The organism is Variovorax sp. OV700 (genome assembly GCF_900099805.1).
Taxonomy (GTDB): domain Bacteria; phylum Pseudomonadota; class Gammaproteobacteria; order Burkholderiales; family Burkholderiaceae_C; genus Variovorax.
Genome location: NZ_FNDR01000020.1, coordinates 1 through 16,274, shown reverse-complemented (window position 1 = coordinate 16,274; position 16,274 = coordinate 1). Strand labels below are relative to the sequence as shown.

Here is a 16,274-nt window from a genome sequence, read left to right as displayed (position 1 = left end):
GTCAATATTAGCCTCGCCAGAATCGAATCGTCATGCAAACACAGGAGTACCAGGCAATGAACGACGATGAAGACGGCCTCGAAGGCGTGGTGGCCGCGCGCACGGTGCTGTCCGAGGTGGACGGCGCCGCCGGCCGGCTGGTGATTCGTGGCCATTCGCTCGACGACATGGCTCGGCACTGGCGCTACGAAGACGCGGTGGCGCTGCTGTTCCAGGGCTTCTTCGACTCGCTGCCCGATGCGGCGGGCCTGCGTGTCGCGCTGGCACGCGCACGGCGCGAAGCCTTCGAGCGCCTGCAGCCGAACGACGATGCCGTGTTGCGCATGTTGCCGCCCATCGAAGCGGTACGCGCCCTGCTTGCGCGCCTGCCCGATGGCGACGACCTGGCCACCGCACTGCGGCTGGTGGCCGCGCCCGCGGTCTACACCGCTGCGGTCATGCGCTGGCGCCTGGGCGTGCAGGCGCTTGCGCCCGACGAAACGCTGCCGCAGGCAGCCGATATGCTGCGCATGCTGCATAGCCGCGCGCCCGCCGAAGCGCAGGTTGCCGCGCTGGACACCTACCTTGTCACTGTCTGCGACCACGGTCTCAACGCGTCGACCTTTGCCGCGCGCGTGGTCGCGTCAACCGGCGCGGGACTGGCGTCGGCCGTGCTGGCCGGCATCAGCGCGCTCAAGGGCCCGCTGCATGGCGGCGCGCCGGGCCCGGTGCTCGATGCGCTCGATGCCATCGGGACCGGGGCCAATGCCCGGGCGTGGCTGGAGAACGCCGTCGCCAACGGTGAGCGGCTGATGGGATTCGGCCATCGCATCTACCGCGTGCGCGATCCGCGGGCCGATGCGCTCAAGGGTGCGCTGCGGCGGCTGGGCGCGGAAGGCGGCGTCAATGCGGCGCGCATCGAGTTGGCGGAAGCGGCGGAGCAGGCCGCGCTCGCGATCTTGCGCGAGAAAAAGCCGGGCCGCGCGCTCGAGACCAACGTCGAGTTCTACACCGCGCTGCTGCTCGAGGCGCTGGGCTTCGGCCGCGAAAGCTTCACCTGCGTGTTCGCGGCCGGCCGCGTCGGCGGTTGGGTGGCGCATGCGCGCGAGCAGGTGAAGAAGGGGCGGCTGATCCGCCCGCAATCGGTGTACGTGGGGCCTGCACCCGAAGAGGCTGGAGCGGCGCTGGCGCACTGAGCAAGCGTCAGGGCCGGTCTTCGGGCCACCGCCGCGATCCAGCACGCTCGCCGCTTTCACATCTCTTCGCACCACGCGTATTCCTTCCCCATGGCGGCATCCCCATCATTCGAGTGCGCGCAGCGCCTGCCCAAAAATTTCGCGTGGATTACGGTGGCGATTTCCGCGGCGCTGTTCATCGTGAACATGACGGTGCTGCTGCTGCCCTCCTCACCGCACAGCGAGCAGATGCGCAGCGTCTACGCGCAACCGGCCGTGTGGGTTCCGCTGCTGCCCCGCGTGCTCACGGTGTGGCTGCTGGCTGCCACCCTGGCGTGGTGCCATGCGCGCAAGGTGCTCGACGAGCGCGGCGCCGCCCGCATCTCGCAGCTTCGCGGCGCGGGCAGCCGCTTTGCCGCCGTCTATCTCACTGCGATGGTCGTCAACGCGCTTGCGCTGACGCCGCTGTTCTACCGGGCGCAGGTGCTCTTCATGCCGGGTGGTCCGCTGCATGAACACGTCGGTATGTACGGCCTGCGCTCGATCATGGCCACCTCGGTGCTGGTCCAGTCGGCCATCCAGATGCTCGTCATCGTTGGGAGCGTGTGGCTTGCCGCACGCTTCGCACTGCGCGAGCGCGGCATTGCGTCGACGGATGCATCGTCCGAGATGCCCGACCCGGTTGCGGCATCGAACCGCCGCGCGGCTGCACTCGTCGTCGCCGCAATCTTCGTTTCACTGCAGATGTGGATCGGCAACATCGCGAGCGGCTGGTTCGACATGTCGAGGGACTTCGACATGGTGCCGCTGCTTCTGGGCTGGTTCGGGGTGCCACTGCTGGTCTATGCACTGGCATTCTGGGGCGCGTGGCTCGGTGCCGCGCCGGCGCCCGTGCAAGCGCGTCCCTTCAGGGCCGTGGCGGCGGCGGTCTCGGCTTTTGCCTTGTTGCAGGCAGTCTGCATCGCCTTCGCTGTCGGCGGGCTGCTGTGGATTGCGAGCGTGAGCTTTTCGGGACGCAGCAGCAGCGGCAGCCTCGTGATGCTCGCCATCGCCATGGCGGCGGTCTACCTGGTGCTGCTTGTGGTGCTGGTGTGCGCGATCACGCGCCGCTTTTACCGCCGCTACTTGTAGCTGCGCGCATCCTCGATCACCTTGCCGTCGTTCGGCAACGTGCCCGGCGCCACCAGTTCGATGGTGCCGCGCAGCTTGGTCACTTCGCGCACCGCATCGGCAATGCGCGCATCGAGCCCGGCCGGTGCGCCGTCGCATTCGAGCCTGAAGGTCATCTGGTCGTCGCCCATCTCGCCCGAGACCACGAGACGCGCGCGCTGGATCTCCGGAAAGCGCCGCGCAATTTCCGCCACCTGCGAAGGGTGCACGAACATGCCGCGCACCTTGGTGGTCTGGTCGGCGCGGCCGAGCCATCCTTTGATGCGCTTGTTGGTGCGCCCGGTGGGGCAGGTGCCCGCGAGCACGGCCGAAAGATCGCCGGTGCCGAAGCGCACCAGCGGATAGTCGGGGTTGAAGGTGGTCACCACGATCTCGCCCACTTCGCCGTCGGGTACGGGGTCTCCGGTGCCGGGGCGCACTATTTCGACCAGCACGCCTTCGTCGATCACCAGGCCTTCACGCGCGCTGGTTTCGTAGGCGATGAGGCCGAGATCGGCGGTGGCGTAGCACTGCGTGCCCTTCACGCCGTGCGCGGCAATCCAGTCGTGCAGGCTGGGCGGAAAGGCCTCGCCGGACACGAGGGCCTTGGTGAGCGAAGGCAGCTTCAGGCCTTTTTCTTCGGCCTTCTCCAGCAGGATCTTCAGGAAGCTCGGCGTGCCGGCATAGCCTTCGGGCTTCAGGTCGGCCATGGCCTCGAGCTGCTGCTCGGTCTGGCCGGTGCCGCCCGCAAACACGGTGCAGCCGATCGCACGCGCGCCGCTTTCCATGATGGAGCCGGCCGGTGTCATGTGATAGCTGAAGCTGTTGTGAATCAGCTCGCCGTTGCGAAAGCCGGCCGCATGCAGCGCGCGGGCCGTGCGCCAGTAGTCGCGCGCCTCGCCTTCAGGCTCGTAGATGGTGCCGGGGCTTGCGAACAAGCGCGGCATGCGGGTGCCGCGGCCGATGGCGGAAAAGCCGCCGAACGGGTCGTCGGCGCGGCGTTGTTTCTGCAGCTCGAGCAGTTCGGTCTTGCGTGTGACGGGCAGCCTGGCGAGTGCTTCGCGCGTGGTGATGTCCGCCGGCTTCACGCCGTCGAGGATCTTGGCAAATGCGGGTGCGGCGGTCTGGGCCTGCGCGATCTGCTTTGGCAGCGCGGCCAGCAGGTCGCGTTCGCGTTCGGCGGGGTCACGGATTTCGAGGGCGTCGTAGTGGTCGGTCATGGATTCAATGCCCTTCTTCATCGGGTGGCATGGGCGAAACGCTCGTGGCCGTGCATCGGCATATTGGCGAGCGCAGCGAAGCCCGTTCGCGAGCACCCGCGGAACCGGCTTTGCCGGGCCGCCGGGTGCGCCCCCTCGAGGGGGGAATCGAGCTACACGAAGTGAGCGAGGAACGGGGGTGGAACATTACGCCAGCCACCTCTTGCGCCGCTTGTAGCTCTTCACGTCGCGAAAGCTCTTTCGGTCCGCACCGCCCACGCCAAGGTAGAACTCCTTCACGTCCTCGTTCTCGCGCAGGCTCTTGGCCTCGCCGTCCATCACGATGCGGCCGTTCTCCAGGATGTAGCCGTAGTCGGCATAACGCAGCGCCATGTTGGTGTTCTGCTCGGCGAGCAGAAAGGTCACGCGTTCCTTGGTGTTGAGGTCTTTCACGATCTCGAACACCTCCTCGACGATCTGCGGGGCCAGGCCCATCGAGGGTTCGTCGAGCAGCACCATCGTCGGGTTCGCCATCAGCGCACGGCCGATGGCGCACATCTGCTGCTCGCCGCCCGAGGTGTAGGCAGCCTGTGAAGTGCGCCGGGTCTTGAGCCGCGGAAAGTACGCGTACACCTTCTCCAGCGTCTCCTGCACCGCGACCTTGCCGTCGGTGCGCGTGTAGGCGCCGGTCATCAGGTTCTCCTCGATGGTCAGGTGCGCGAAGCAATGCCGGCCCTCCATAACTTGGATCAAGCCACGCCTCACCAATTCGGCGGGCGAGAGCGCCTCGATGCGGTCGCCGCGCAGTTCGATGGTGCCCTTGGTCACCGCGCCGCGTTCGCCCGCGAGCAGGTTGCTCACGGCCCGCAGCGTGGTCGTCTTGCCCGCGCCGTTGCCGCCGAGCAGCGCCACGATGCCGCCTTCGGGCACCGTGAGCGACACGCCCTTGAGCACGAGGATCACGTGGTTGTAGATGACCTCGATGCCGTTGACGTTGAGAACGATGTTGCTGCTACTCATGATGTTTCCAAAAAGACCGGCGAAGCCGCGGCCCCTGCGGGCCGCCGCCCCTCCCGCCTGGCGGGAGGGGTTGGGGAGGGTGCCCCACGGACGGCGGCACGGCGCGCCCCGGCGGGCGGCCAAAGCGTCAGCTTTGGCAGTCTGCTGGGGTACGCGCCGTGAGCTTCTTCTCGGCCGCGTATTTGGCTGCGGTCGACCTCACGAGCGGCTTGATGATTTGCTCATCGGCCTGCAGCCAGTCGGACGTGAACTTCCAGGCCTTGCCGTCCCAGGTGTGGATGCGCGCCCAGGCCGCACCCATGTGGTCGGTGCACGAAGTGCTGATCGGGCGCATCACGCCGGCAAAGCCGAGTCCGTCGAGCTTGGCCTGCGTGAGGCTCAGGTTCTCCAGCCCCCAGCGCACCTGCTCGCCCGTCATGACCTTGCCTTTGCCAAAGCGTTCCTGCGCGGCGCGGATGCCTTCCACGCCGAGCATCGCGCTCATGGCGCCGCGCATGTAGAGCACCTGTCCCACTTCTTCCTTGGGGCCCGTGCCCTGGTTCTTGTCGTGCAGCATCGCCACCACGTCCTTCGCGAGCTTCGATTGCGGCTCGGCACCGTGCTGCATGGTCACGGCGTTGTAGCCCTTGGCGCCGTCGCCCACGTCTTTCACGTCGGGTTCTGCGCCGGCCCACCACACGCCGTACATCTTTTCGCGGGCAAAGCCGGTGGCCTGTGCTTCCTTGAGTGCGGTCGAATTCATCACGCCCCAGCCCCACAGCAGCACGTAGTCGGGCCGGGCCTGGCGCACCTGCAGCCAGGTGGCCTTCTGCTCGACGCCGGGCGCCGTCACCGGCAGCAGCTGCAGGTCGAAGCCATGCATCTTTGCGCGCTCCTGCAGCAGAGGGATCGGCTCCTTGCCGTACGGGCTGTCGTGATAGATCAGGGCGATTTTCTTGCCCTTGAGCTTGTCGAGCCCGCCTTCCTTCAGGGCGATGGCCTGGATGATCGCGTCGGCGGCCACCCAGTAGGTGCCGGCGATCGGGAAGTTCCACTTGAACACCGTGCCGTCGGCGCTTTCGCTGCGGCCATAGCCCACGGTCACCACGGGAATCTTGTCGACGGGCGCCTTCTCGGTGATGGCAAAGGTCGCGCCGGTGGACAGCGGCTGCACCAGGGAGGCGCCGCCGTTCTTGCCCTTCAGGCGCTCGTAGCACTCCACGCTGCGCGCCGTGTCGTAGCCGGTTTCGCATTCCTCGAAGGAGAGCTTCACGCCATTGATGCCGCCGCGCGCATTCACCAGCTTGAGGTAGTCGACATAGCCATTGGCCCAGGGCGTTCCGTTGGGCGCGTAGGCGCCGGTGCGGTACGACAGCACGGGGATGAACTGCTCCTTGGCCTGCGCGAACGCAGGGGCCGCGCCCGCGAGCGCGGACACGATAGCCACGGCAAGTGCGAGTGATTTCAGTTTCATGGTTGTCTCCTGGTTGAATGGGATGTCACGCTGGAAAAAAATGGCGCTTCGAAAAAAAACATGTCGGTGCGCGGTGGCGATCAATGAGGGAAGGGCCATAGCCGCAGCTTCTGCTTGCCGGTCGACCAGAGCTTGGCCAGGCCGTGCGGCTCGACGATCAGGAACCACACGATCAGGCCGCCGAAGAGCATCAGCTCCGCATGCGCGATGCCGACGGTGGAGATCTGCGCGCCGAACCAGCCTGCGATCACCGGCAGCGCCTGGTTCAGGACGATCGGCAGCACAGTGATGAAAGCCGCACCGAAGAAGGCCCCCGTGATCGAGCCGAGCCCGCCGATGATCACCATGAAGAGCAGCCGGAACGACTGGTCGACCGAGAACGCCGCCGGCTCCCAGGCACCCAGGTAGACGAAGGCCCAGAGCGCGCCGGCCACGCCGATGATGAACGAGCTGACCGCGAAGGCGCTGAGCTTGGCGTACATCGGACGGATGCCGATCACCGCGGCCGCCACGTCCATGTCGCGGATGGCCATCCACTCGCGGCCGATCGCCCCGCGCACCAGGTTCTTGGTCAGGACGGCAATCACCACCAGCATCGCCAGGCAGAGCAGGTACTTGCTCGCGGCGCTCTCGATCGGCAAGCCGAAGACCTGCAGGTTCGACACCGACACCGAGCCCGAGGGCGTGTCGAGCGTGAACCACTTGATGCGCAGGAACATCCAGTCGCTGAAGAACTGCGCCGCCAGCGTCGCCACCGCGAGGTAGAGGCCCTTGACCCGCAGGCTGGGCAGTCCGAACAAGATGCCGAACAGCGTTGCGCACAGGCCGCCCAGGATCAGCGCGGGAATCAGCGGCAGCCCCGGGAAGCGCACGAAGAAGTTGTAGGCCCCATAGGCACCCACCGCCATGAAGGCGCCCGAGCCCAGCGAGATCTGCCCGCAGTAGCCCACCAGTACGTTCACGCCGAGCGCCGCCAGAGAGATGATCACGAAAGGGATCAGGATCGCCCGCATCAGATAGTCGCTGGCGAGGAAGGGCACGACCGCGAATGCGAAGATCAGTACCAGGCCGATGGCCACGCGGTCCTGAAGGATCGGGAAGACCTGCTGGTCGGCGCGGTAGCTGGACTTGAACTGCCCATTTTCTCTATAGAACATGTTCAGACCCGATCAATGATTTTTTCGCCAAACAGGCCCTGCGGCCGGAACAGCAGGAACACCAGCGCCAGCACATAGGCGAACCAGATCTCGATGCCGCCGCCCACGTACGGGCCCAGGTACACCTCCGACAGCTTCTCGCCGACGCCGATGATCAGTCCGCCGATGATGGCGCCCGGCACCGAGGTAAGGCCCCCGAGGATCACCACCGGCAGCGCGCGCAGCGCTACGGTGGTGAGCGAGAACTGCACGCCCAGCTTGCTGCCCCAGATCATTCCGGCCACGAGCGCCACCACGCCGGCCACGCACCACACGATGACCCAGATGCGCGTGAGCGGAATGCCGATCGACTGCGCGGCCTGGTGGTCGTCGGCCACCGCACGCAGCGCGCGGCCGGTGCCGGTCTTCTGGAAGAACAGCGAGAGCAGCGCCACCAGCGCGGCTGCGATCGCGGCGGCGTACAGGTCTTCCTTGTTGATGAGGATGCCGCCCTCGAACACCGAGCCGAGAAGGAAGATCGGGTCCTTCGGCATGCCGATGTCGATCTTGTAGATGTTGCTGCCGAACAGGGTCTGGCCCGCGCCGTCCAGGAAGTACGCGATGCCGAGCGTTGCCATCAGCAGCGTTGCACCTTCCTGGTTGACCAGGTGGCGCAGCACCAGCCGCTCGATCAGCCACGCCACCGCGAACATCACGAGCCCCGCCACCACAAAGGCCGCGCCATTGGCGAACCAGCGGCTCTCGATGCCGGTCCACATCGGGATCCATTCGGCGAAGCGCGCCATGGCCAGTGCTGCGAACAGCACCATCGCACCCTGCGCGAAATTGAACACGCCCGAGGCCTTGAAGATCAGCACGAAGCCGAGCGCCACCAGCGAATACAGCATGCCCACCATGAGGCCGCCGAAGAGGGTTTCGAGAAAGAAGGCCATCAGTGTTCGACCCCAAGGTAAGCACGGATCACGTTCTCGTTGCTGCGCACTTCATCCGGTGTGCCGTCGCCGATCTTCTTGCCGTAGTCGAGCACCACCACGCGGTCGGAGATGTCCATCACCACGCCCATGTCGTGCTCGATGAGAACGATGGTGGCGCCGAACTCGTCGTTCACGTCGAGGATGAAGCGGCTCATGTCCTGCTTCTCTTCCACGTTCATGCCGGCCATGGGTTCGTCCAGGAGCAGCACCTGCGGCTCCATCGCGAGCGCGCGGCCCAGGTCGACGCGCTTTTGCAGGCCATAGGGCAGGCGGCCCACCGGGGTCTTGCGGTGCGCCTGGATCTCGAGAAAGTCGATGATGTGCTCCACGAATTCGCGGTGCCGCAGCTCCTCGCGTTCCGCCGGGCCCCAGCGCAGGGCTTGCGCGAACAGCCCGCTTTTCATCTTGAGGTTGCGCCCGGTCATGATGTTGTCGAGCACGCTCATGCCCTTGAAGAGCGCCAGGTTCTGGAAGGTGCGTGCCACGCCCATCTCGGCCACCTGGCGCGAGTTCATGTGCTTGAAGGTCTGGCCGCGGAAAGTGATGGAGCCCTGCTGCGGCCAGTACACGCCGTTGATGCAGTTCAGCATCGAGCTCTTGCCCGCGCCGTTGGGCCCGATGATGGCCCGCACCTCGTGCTCGCGCACGTTGAAGCTGATGTCCGTCAGCGCCTTCACGCCGCCGAAGCTCAGGGAGATGTTCTGCACGTCGAGGATGACGTCGCCGACTTTTCTGTTGCCGCTCATTCAATGACCTCCGCGCTGCGCGCTGCGGTATTCGCCTTGGGGGCGGCCCGGCGGCTCATGCCGCCGCCTTCACGATGGGGAAAGTCCTGGCCTCGACGATCTTCAGCGTGGCATTCACCACGCCGGTGCGTCCATCCTCGAACTTGACCTGGGTCTCGATGTACTGCTCGGTCTTGCCGCCGTAGAGCGCACTGACCAGCACCGCGTATTTCTCGGCGATGAAGCCGCGCCGCACTTTGCGCGTGCGGGTGAGTTCGTCGTCGTCGGGGTCGAGCTCCTTGTGCAGCACCAGGAAGCGCGCGATCTGCGTGTCGCCCATGCCGTCTTCGCTCGCGAGGTCGGCGTTCACCTTGGCAATGCATTCGCCGATCAGCGCCAGCACCTCGGCCTTGCCGGCCAGGTCGACATAGCCGCCGTAAGCGAGCCCGCGCCGTTCGGCCCAGTTGCCCACCGCCTCGAAGTCGATGTTGATGGCCGCGCAGACCTCGTCGCACGCATTGCCGAAGCACACGGCTTCCTTGATCTGCGGAAAGAACTTGAGCTTGTTCTCGATGTAGTTGGGCGCAAAGATCGCGCCGCTCGCGAGCCGGCCCACGTCCTTGGCACGGTCGATGATGCGCAGGTGGCCTTCGCTGTCGAGCACGCCCGCATCGCCGGTGTGAAAGTAGCCGTCGGCGTCGAGCACCTCGGCCGTGGCGTCGGGGCGCTTGTAGTATTCCTTGAGCACCGACACGCCGCGCACCAGCACCTCGCCGTCGTCCGCAATCTTGAGTTCGATACCCGGCGCCGCGGTGCCGACGGTCTGCAGCTTGACCTTGCCGTCCTGCTGCAGGCAGACGTACGCGCAGGTTTCGGTCTGGCCGTAGAACTGCTTCAGGTTCACGCCGATGGAGCGGTAGAAGCGGAACAGGTCGGGCCCGATGGCTGCGCCCGCCGTGTAGGCCACGCGGATGCGGCTCATGCCCAGCACGTTGCGCAGGGGCCCGTAGATGAGCAGGTTGCCCAGGCCATACATCAGCCGGTCGCCCGTGCTCACGGGCGCGCCATTGAGGATGTCGGCGCCCACGCGCTGTGCCAGCGCCATGAACTTGGCATACAGCCAGCGCTTGGGCGCGGCCGCGTCTTCCATGCGGATCGACACCGCAGTGAGCAGGCCTTCGAAAGTGCGCGGCGGGCCGAAGTAATAGCTCGGGCCGATCTCGCGCATGTCGTTCATCACCGTCTCGGACGACTCGGGGCAGTTGAGCGTGAAGCCGCCCACCAGCCATTGCGCCACCGAGAACAGATGGTCGCCCACCCACGCCATCGGCAGGTAGCTCATGATGTTGTCGCCCGGGCCGAGCTTGTCGGTCTCCACGCCGCCGCGACCCGCCGCGATGAAGCTCGCATGCGTCTGGCACACGCCCTTGGGGCGGCCCGTGGTGCCCGACGTGTAGAGGATGACGCCGACGTCGGTGGCTTCGCCGCTCGCCACCGCGCGGTCGTAGTAGCCGACGTGGGTCTTGTCGAATTCGCGGCCCAGTTCGCGCAATTGCTCGTAGCTCATGAGCCCGGGCTGGTCGTAATGGCGCAGGCCTTTGGGGTCGTCGTAGATGATGTGGCGAATGCTCGGCGTCTTGCCCGCCTGGAGCTCGCGGCACTCGAGCAGCTTGTCGACCTGCTCCTGGTCTTCGACGATCACGAACTCGATGCTGGCGTCCTGCAGCATGAAGACCATCTCGCCAGCCACCGCATCCTGGTAGAGCGGCACAGGCACGCCGCGCAGGCTCTGCGCCGCGATCACGGCCATGTACAGGTGCGGGCGATTGGCGCCCACGATGGCGAGGTTGTCGTTGGCCTTGAAGCCCATGCTCGCAAGGCCGCACGCGATCTCGCGCACCTCCTGCGCCACGGCGCTCCAGTTCCAGGTTTGCCAGATGCCGAGGTCCTTCTCGCGGATGGCGGGCGCCTCAGGCTGGGCCTGGGCATGGGCGAGCAGCAGACGGGGGAAGGTGGGGGCGGTGGTTTGCACAGTGGCCGGATCGTAGGCCTCACTTTGACGTTGGGTTGTCGTTCCAACGACAATCCTAGGGACACTACTCCCCGGAGTTTCCCGATGCTTCACGGCGATTCACACCACAGCGTGCACGGCGCTTCGATCAAGGACCGCGCGCGTCCTCCCAATGCCTCCGAACTCGACGGCATTCCGTGGCTGCCCGCGCTCACGCCGGCCGAGCGCCGCCGCGCCGAGGCCGCGCTGGTGGTGGGCGAGGCCGAGGTCGGAGACCTGGTTTGCCGCGTCGGCCGCTCGCCCACCTACTGGTTCGGCGTGGTCGAGGGCCTGCTCAAGATGAGCAACGACAACGCCGACGGCGGCTCCGTCACCTACGCCGGCATACCGCCCGGCGGGTGGTTCGGCGAAGGCACGGTGATGAAGCGCGAGCCCTACCGCTACAACATCCAGGCGCTGCGGCGCAGCGTGGTGGCAGGCCTGCCGATCGATAGCTTTCATTGGCTGCTGGACCATTCCATCGGCTTCAACCGCTTCGTGATGAACCAGCTCAACGAGCGGCTCGGCCAGTTCATCGCGGCGCTGGAGATCGACCGGCTCAACAACCCCGACGCGCGCGTGGCTCGCAACCTGGTGTCGCTGTTCAACCCGGTGCTGTACCCCGGCGTGGGCGAAGTGCTGCGCATCACGCAGCAGGAGCTGGCGTACCTGGTCGGCCTCTCGCGCCAGCGCGTGAACGAGGCGCTCAACGGCCTGTCGGCGCAAGGGTTGATCCGCGTGGAGTACGGTGGGCTGCGCGTGCTCGACCTGCCGGGCCTGCGCGCCACCGCGATGTCGAACAAGAAGCACCCTTCACCGGAAACGGAAAACTCATGACCCTGTCCGACCAGCTCCAGGTCGTTTCCGCGAATGCGGAAGCGGCTTTCATTCCGCCCCCCGAGGCACCGAAGGCCAAGGCTGGCGATGCCGGGCCTACTCTCGAGGAAGCCATCGCGCGCAACGAGGCCCTTACCGAGAAGATCGACGCGCTCGACGCCGTGCTGGCCAAGCCGCTCGTCGAGATTCTTGCCGAGTGCGAGAAGGCCGACGAGGCCGCACTGGCCTGGGACCGCTTCGGCGCGATGTGGATGCTCTCGCAGCGCGCGATGCGGCGCGTGGCGCTCGACCTTGCGGCGCAGCTCGGCGTGAGCGAGGAAGAGGTGGTGGCACGTGCGATGACCCATGCCAACGCGGTTCTCAACGGCGCGGACGAAGTCGACCTCGGCGGCACCATTGCGCCGGCACAGCTGCAGCACATTGCGCGCCACCGGGCTTTCCTGCGCAAGCAGTTCCGCACCGGCTGAGCACGCCGCGCGTGCATCCGAACCCCTTTACTCCCCCTGGTTTCGTTTCAGAAAGACTTTCCCGATGACCGCTTCCCACCTCACCCTGATCACCGGTGCCTCGCGCGGCCTGGGCCATGCCATGGCCCAACAGCTGCTGCAAGCCGGTCACATGGTGCTCGGCATTTCACGCCGGCAGGACCCGCAGCTCGCCGAGCTGGCGCAACGGGCCGGCGCCGAACTCATCCAGTGGGAGCAGGACCTGTCCGACCCCGTTGCCGCATCGGCCCGCGTCTCGGCCTGGCTCAAGACGTTCGACGGCCAGCGCTTCGACAGCGTGACCCTGATCAACAACGCCGGCACCGTCGGCAACCCCGCGCCACTCGCGAGTGCCGTCGGTGCCGAACTGTCGCAGGCGCTGCGTATCGGCCTGGAGGCGCCGATGCTGCTGACGGCCGCGTTCCTTGGCGCCACGCGCGAATGGCATGGCGCGCGCAAGGTGCTGAACATTTCGTCGGGCCTCGGCCGCAACGCCATGGGCAGCCAGGCGCCCTATTGCGCAGCCAAGGCCGGCATGGACCACTTCTCGCGTGCCGTGGCGCTCGAGGAAGCCGCCGCACCGAACGGCGCGCGCATCGTCTCGCTCGCACCCGGCGTGATCGACACCGACATGCAGGTGCAGCTGCGCGGCGCATCGGCCGAGAAGTTTCCGGACCGCATCCGTTTCGAACGCCTGAAGAACGATGGCATGCTCGACAGCCCTGCCACTGCAGCGGCCAAGGTGCTCAAGTGCCTGGCGCGTTCGGATTTCGGCAGCAACCCCGTGGCCGACGTGCGTGATCCCGCCTGAACGCAAAAAACGAATACGAGCACAAAGACATGGCCACCGCAAAGTCGATCGACACCAGCGACTACAAGCTCTTTCCTTCGCCGAGGAACGTGCACCGCGTCATCTTCGAACACCAGGTCTTCGTGCCGTATCCGTACGCGCTGATCGTGATGGAGGAGTTCTATTTCAAGGGCCGCTACAGCCTGTTTGCAGCCTGCCGCCTGAGCGACGGGAAGATGGGGCAGGTGGCGACCTTCGAGCTGGCGTCGGACGTGGACATCTTCAACAAGAAGTTCACGCCTGACTGACCCCATGCATTTCTCCCTCCCCTTACGGGGGAGGGCAGGGGTGGGGGCACGACGGCCTTTACCTCTGCGCAGCGCCGAACACGGGAGCCGCCCCCATCCCAACCTTCCCCCAGAGGGGGAAGGAGCAAGACGGGATCACTGCATCGCGAACCGGTCGCGCTGCGCCTGCGCGCATTCGCCCATTACCGACAGTGCCCGTTGCACTGTCGGGGTCCCAAGCACGAAGGGATTCGCCGCCGGTGCGGGCTGCTGCCGCAACGCAGCCAGCTTGGCCTGCGAATCATCGATGTTCGAGTGGTTCGACAGCATCACGTCGATGCGCTCAGCCTGCGTCACAGTGCCCATGCGCCGCGTCGAATCGATGTAGCTGTTCAGCCGCGGCACGTCCTTGCCGAAATTGAAGCCGGTGCCGCCCCACAGCATGGCGCGGTGCTTCCGCCCGCCGGCCGTCACGTCGAACACCGGCGAAATGGTGCCCATGGTGTGGCCCGGAGTGACGTACAGCGTCACAGTCGTATCGCCGAGCGTGATGCGGTCGCCGTCCTTCACCGAAACATCGCGCTTCGGCGGCGCGCCCCAGATCGGCGTTGCGAATTCGAGCCGGGTCTCTGTCATGGTCCAGTCGATGTCGCTCATCACCACGCGCGCACGGTACTTCTCAGCGAGGTACGGTGCGCCGCCGTAGTGGTCGCCGTGCCCGTGCGTCACGAGCACGTATTTGATCTGCGCCGGATCGAGCCCCAGCTTGCGCATGCCGCCCTCGATGAGCGCCGCGGCCTCCGCCTGGGTGTTGAGCGCATCGATGAGGATGATGCCGTCCGAGGTCTTGATGGCCCAGGCGCTGACCCAGTCGGCGCCCACGAAATACAGGTTGTCGAAAGCCTGGCCCGGCGGCGGTGCGGGCTTGGCGATGAAAGCGGCCAGGCCCTTGTCCAGTTCGGCCTGCGCTGGTCGCGCGGCGGGCGCGGGTTTGCAGAGCGTCAGCAGCGGCGCAAGGTCGGCGCCGGCAGCGCGCGTGGCGGCCGCCACATGCGCGGCAACGGTGGCCTCCGATGGCGCCTGCTGCTGCGGCGGTGTCGTCTGCGCGCAGCCCTGCACCAGCGCGACGACAACTGCCGCCAGGGCGGTTGTCTTCAGCAGGAAGGCGTTCTTCGAATCGTCGTTCTTGCGCTGTGCCATTGCTGTCTCCATGCCCTTCGATGCGGCTTGTTGTGGAGACGCCATTTTGCGATAGCCGCGCACTTATTCGATGGTCGCGCCCGAGGCTTGCACGATGCCCTTCCACTTCTCGTAGTCGGTCTTCAACAGCGTCTCGAACTGTTCCGGCGTCATGCTCTGCGGCTCGGCGCCCTGGGCGACGATGGCGGCCTTCATTTCGGGCGTGGCCAGCAGCTTGTTGACTTCCGTATTCAGCGTGGCGATCACGTCCTTCGGCGTCTTGGCCGGCACGAAGATGCCGTACCAGGTGGACACGTCGAAGCCCTTGTAGCCGAGCTCGGCCACGGTGGGCGTGTCGGGCAGCGAGGTGCTGCGCTTGGCCGAGGTCACGGCCAGCGGACGCAGCTTGCCCGCCTTGATCTGCGCCAGCGCGGAGGGCACCGACGACACCATCAGGTCGACGTTGCCCGCGAGCACATCCATCATGGCCGCATTGGAGCCCTTGTAGGGCACGTGGCGCATCTTGATCTGGGCGGCGCCGTTGAAGATCTCGCCGGCCAGGTGAATGGTGGTGCCGTTGCCCGGCGAGCCGTAGGTGACGGTGTCGGGCGCGGCGCGCGCGGCGGTCACCACGTCGTTCAGCGTCTTGAACTTCGAGTTGGCCTGCGTGACGATCACCACCGGCGTGTAGGCCACGTGGGCCACGGCCGTGAGGTCCTTCACCGGGTTGTAGCTCAGGTTCTTGTAGAGCCAGGGCGCGACGACCATGTTGTCCTTCTGGCCCATCACGATGTCGTAGCCCGTGGGCGCGGCGCGCGCGGCCTCGGCAATGCCGATGGTGCCGCCGGCGCCCGCGCGGTTGTCGGGCACCACGGTCCAGTGGTTGGCCTCGGTGAGCTTCTGCGCCACCAGCCGCGCCAGGATGTCGGTGCCGCCGCCGGGCGGGAACGGCACGATCATGCGCACGGGCTTGGCGGGGTAGGCCTGCGCGTGGGCGGCCGTGCTGAACGTGAGGGAAACGGCCAGGGGAAGCGCCAGCGCCAGGGCCAGCGAGCGGGTGAGTTTGCGGATCATGGGTTTGTCTCTGTATCGGGGGAGCAAATCGGTGGGTCAGGCTTCAGGCCTCGTCGGGCACTGCACCAAGGGTGCAGTGTGCCGCAGGGCGCGGCTGCGTGGTTTTCTTCGTTCGAGATGGGGGCCCTATCGGGTAGCGGCGGCTTGACATGGCCACTGCGACGCAGAAGATGGGAGTCCATCCACACAGGAGACCGCCATGCTCGGAAACATCAATGCCGTGGCCAACCTCGCGGTGAAAGACCTTGGCGCGGCCCGCCGCTTCTACGAGGACACGCTGGGCCTGTCGCCGGCCGACACGGATTGCGAGGGCATGATCGCCTACCGCAGCGGTAACACCCGTATCAATGTCTACCAGTCGTCATTCGCCGGCACCAACCAGGCCACGGCCGTGACCTGGGCAGTGGGTGACGACCTGGAGCGGGTCGTGGCCGCGCTCAAGGCCAAGGGCGTAAGCTTCGAGCACTACGACATGCCGAACACAACGCTCACGGGCGACATCCACGTCATGGACAAGATGAAGGTCGCCTGGTTCAAGGACCCGGACGGCAACATCCTGAACCTCGTCAACGAGTGAGGATGCCGCCGGCAGGAACTTCGGCTGCCGTCAACCGAAGTTCTTTGCCGCGAAGTCCCAGTTGACCAGCTTGGCCAGGAAGGTCTCCACGAACTTGGGGCGCAGGTTGCGGTAGTCGATGTAGTAGGCGTGCTCCCAGACGTCCACCGTCAGCACCGGGGTGT

General features: G+C 66.3%; 17 protein-coding genes. 7 read left to right on the top strand and 10 right to left on the bottom strand.

Going from position 1 to position 16,274, the window contains the following annotated elements; all coding sequences use genetic code 11:
- Positions 1–56: 56 nt before the first annotated feature.
- Positions 57–1,175, top strand: coding sequence for a citrate synthase/methylcitrate synthase (locus BLR24_RS29170; protein ID WP_093023988.1), 1,119 nt, complete (start codon positions 57–59; stop codon positions 1,173–1,175).
- A 90-nt stretch (positions 1,176–1,265) separates the two neighbouring features.
- On the top strand, positions 1,266–2,285 hold the full coding sequence (locus tag BLR24_RS29165; RefSeq protein WP_093023986.1) for a hypothetical protein: 1,020 nt from the start codon (positions 1,266–1,268) through the stop codon (positions 2,283–2,285).
- On the opposite strand, the gene BLR24_RS29160 is transcribed toward BLR24_RS29165, so the two are convergent.
- The 7 genes from BLR24_RS29160 to BLR24_RS29130 all read right to left on the bottom strand — a co-directional run bounded on the left by BLR24_RS29160 (position 2,276) and on the right by BLR24_RS29130 (position 10,863).
- Complete coding sequence (locus tag BLR24_RS29160) at positions 2,276–3,523, bottom strand: phenylacetate--CoA ligase family protein (RefSeq protein WP_093024042.1); 1,248 nt, start codon at positions 3,521–3,523, stop codon at positions 2,276–2,278. The genes BLR24_RS29165 and BLR24_RS29160 overlap by 10 nt on opposite strands.
- 186 nt (positions 3,524–3,709) lie before the next feature.
- The gene (locus BLR24_RS29155) at positions 3,710–4,522 is read right to left on the bottom strand and encodes an ABC transporter ATP-binding protein (protein WP_093023984.1); all 813 of its coding nucleotides are present in this window, start codon (positions 4,520–4,522) and stop codon (positions 3,710–3,712) included.
- A gap of 127 nt (positions 4,523–4,649) precedes the next feature.
- Positions 4,650–5,975 (bottom strand): ABC transporter substrate-binding protein, encoded by a 1,326-nt coding sequence (locus BLR24_RS29150; RefSeq protein WP_093023982.1) that lies wholly within the window; start codon positions 5,973–5,975, stop codon positions 4,650–4,652.
- 80 nt (positions 5,976–6,055) lie between these two features.
- Entirely contained in the window at positions 6,056–7,132 is a 1,077-nt protein-coding gene (locus BLR24_RS29145) for a branched-chain amino acid ABC transporter permease (RefSeq protein WP_093023980.1), read from the bottom strand.
- A gap of 2 nt (positions 7,133–7,134) precedes the next feature.
- Positions 7,135–8,064: a branched-chain amino acid ABC transporter permease gene (locus BLR24_RS29140; protein ID WP_055802350.1), complete on the bottom strand. Its 930-nt coding sequence runs from the start codon at positions 8,062–8,064 to the stop codon at positions 7,135–7,137.
- The gene (locus BLR24_RS29135; protein ID WP_093023978.1) at positions 8,064–8,852 is read right to left on the bottom strand and encodes an ABC transporter ATP-binding protein; all 789 of its coding nucleotides are present in this window, start codon (positions 8,850–8,852) and stop codon (positions 8,064–8,066) included. The genes BLR24_RS29140 and BLR24_RS29135 overlap by 1 nt, the downstream gene beginning before the upstream one ends.
- Before the next feature lie 55 nt (positions 8,853–8,907).
- Entirely contained in the window at positions 8,908–10,863 is a 1,956-nt protein-coding gene (locus BLR24_RS29130) for an AMP-dependent synthetase/ligase (RefSeq protein ID WP_093023976.1), read from the bottom strand.
- A gap of 84 nt (positions 10,864–10,947) precedes the next feature.
- Here BLR24_RS29130 and BLR24_RS29125 point away from each other — a divergent pair, with 84 nt between their 5' ends.
- From BLR24_RS29125 to BLR24_RS29110, 4 genes are all read left to right on the top strand, one after another.
- Entirely contained in the window at positions 10,948–11,718 is a 771-nt protein-coding gene (locus BLR24_RS29125; RefSeq protein ID WP_093023974.1) for a Crp/Fnr family transcriptional regulator, read from the top strand.
- Positions 11,715–12,185, top strand: coding sequence for a hypothetical protein (locus tag BLR24_RS29120; RefSeq protein WP_093023972.1), 471 nt, complete (start codon positions 11,715–11,717; stop codon positions 12,183–12,185). The genes BLR24_RS29125 and BLR24_RS29120 overlap by 4 nt, the downstream gene beginning before the upstream one ends.
- A 64-nt stretch (positions 12,186–12,249) precedes the next feature.
- The gene (locus tag BLR24_RS29115) at positions 12,250–13,014 is read left to right on the top strand and encodes an SDR family NAD(P)-dependent oxidoreductase (RefSeq protein ID WP_093023971.1); all 765 of its coding nucleotides are present in this window, start codon (positions 12,250–12,252) and stop codon (positions 13,012–13,014) included.
- A gap of 29 nt (positions 13,015–13,043) precedes the next feature.
- Complete coding sequence (locus BLR24_RS29110) at positions 13,044–13,301, top strand: hypothetical protein (RefSeq protein ID WP_055802363.1); 258 nt, start codon at positions 13,044–13,046, stop codon at positions 13,299–13,301.
- Positions 13,302–13,436: 135 nt separating this feature from the next.
- On the opposite strand, the gene BLR24_RS29105 is transcribed toward BLR24_RS29110, so the two are convergent.
- The gene (locus tag BLR24_RS29105) at positions 13,437–14,480 is read right to left on the bottom strand and encodes an MBL fold metallo-hydrolase (RefSeq protein ID WP_093023969.1); all 1,044 of its coding nucleotides are present in this window, start codon (positions 14,478–14,480) and stop codon (positions 13,437–13,439) included.
- A gap of 63 nt (positions 14,481–14,543) precedes the next feature.
- Positions 14,544–15,533 carry a Bug family tripartite tricarboxylate transporter substrate binding protein gene (locus tag BLR24_RS29100; protein ID WP_093023967.1) on the bottom strand — a complete coding sequence of 330 codons (990 nt, stop codon included), beginning with the start codon at positions 15,531–15,533 and terminating at the stop codon, positions 14,544–14,546.
- Between the two features lie 199 nt (positions 15,534–15,732).
- Between BLR24_RS29100 and BLR24_RS29095 the strand changes: the two genes are divergently transcribed.
- On the top strand, positions 15,733–16,110 hold the full coding sequence (locus BLR24_RS29095) for a VOC family protein (RefSeq protein ID WP_093023965.1): 378 nt from the start codon (positions 15,733–15,735) through the stop codon (positions 16,108–16,110).
- A gap of 30 nt (positions 16,111–16,140) precedes the next feature.
- Here the strand turns inward: BLR24_RS29095 and BLR24_RS29090 are convergent.
- The coding region (locus BLR24_RS29090; protein WP_217636349.1) for a Fe-Mn family superoxide dismutase at positions 16,141–16,274 on the bottom strand (134 nt) is incomplete at its 5' end.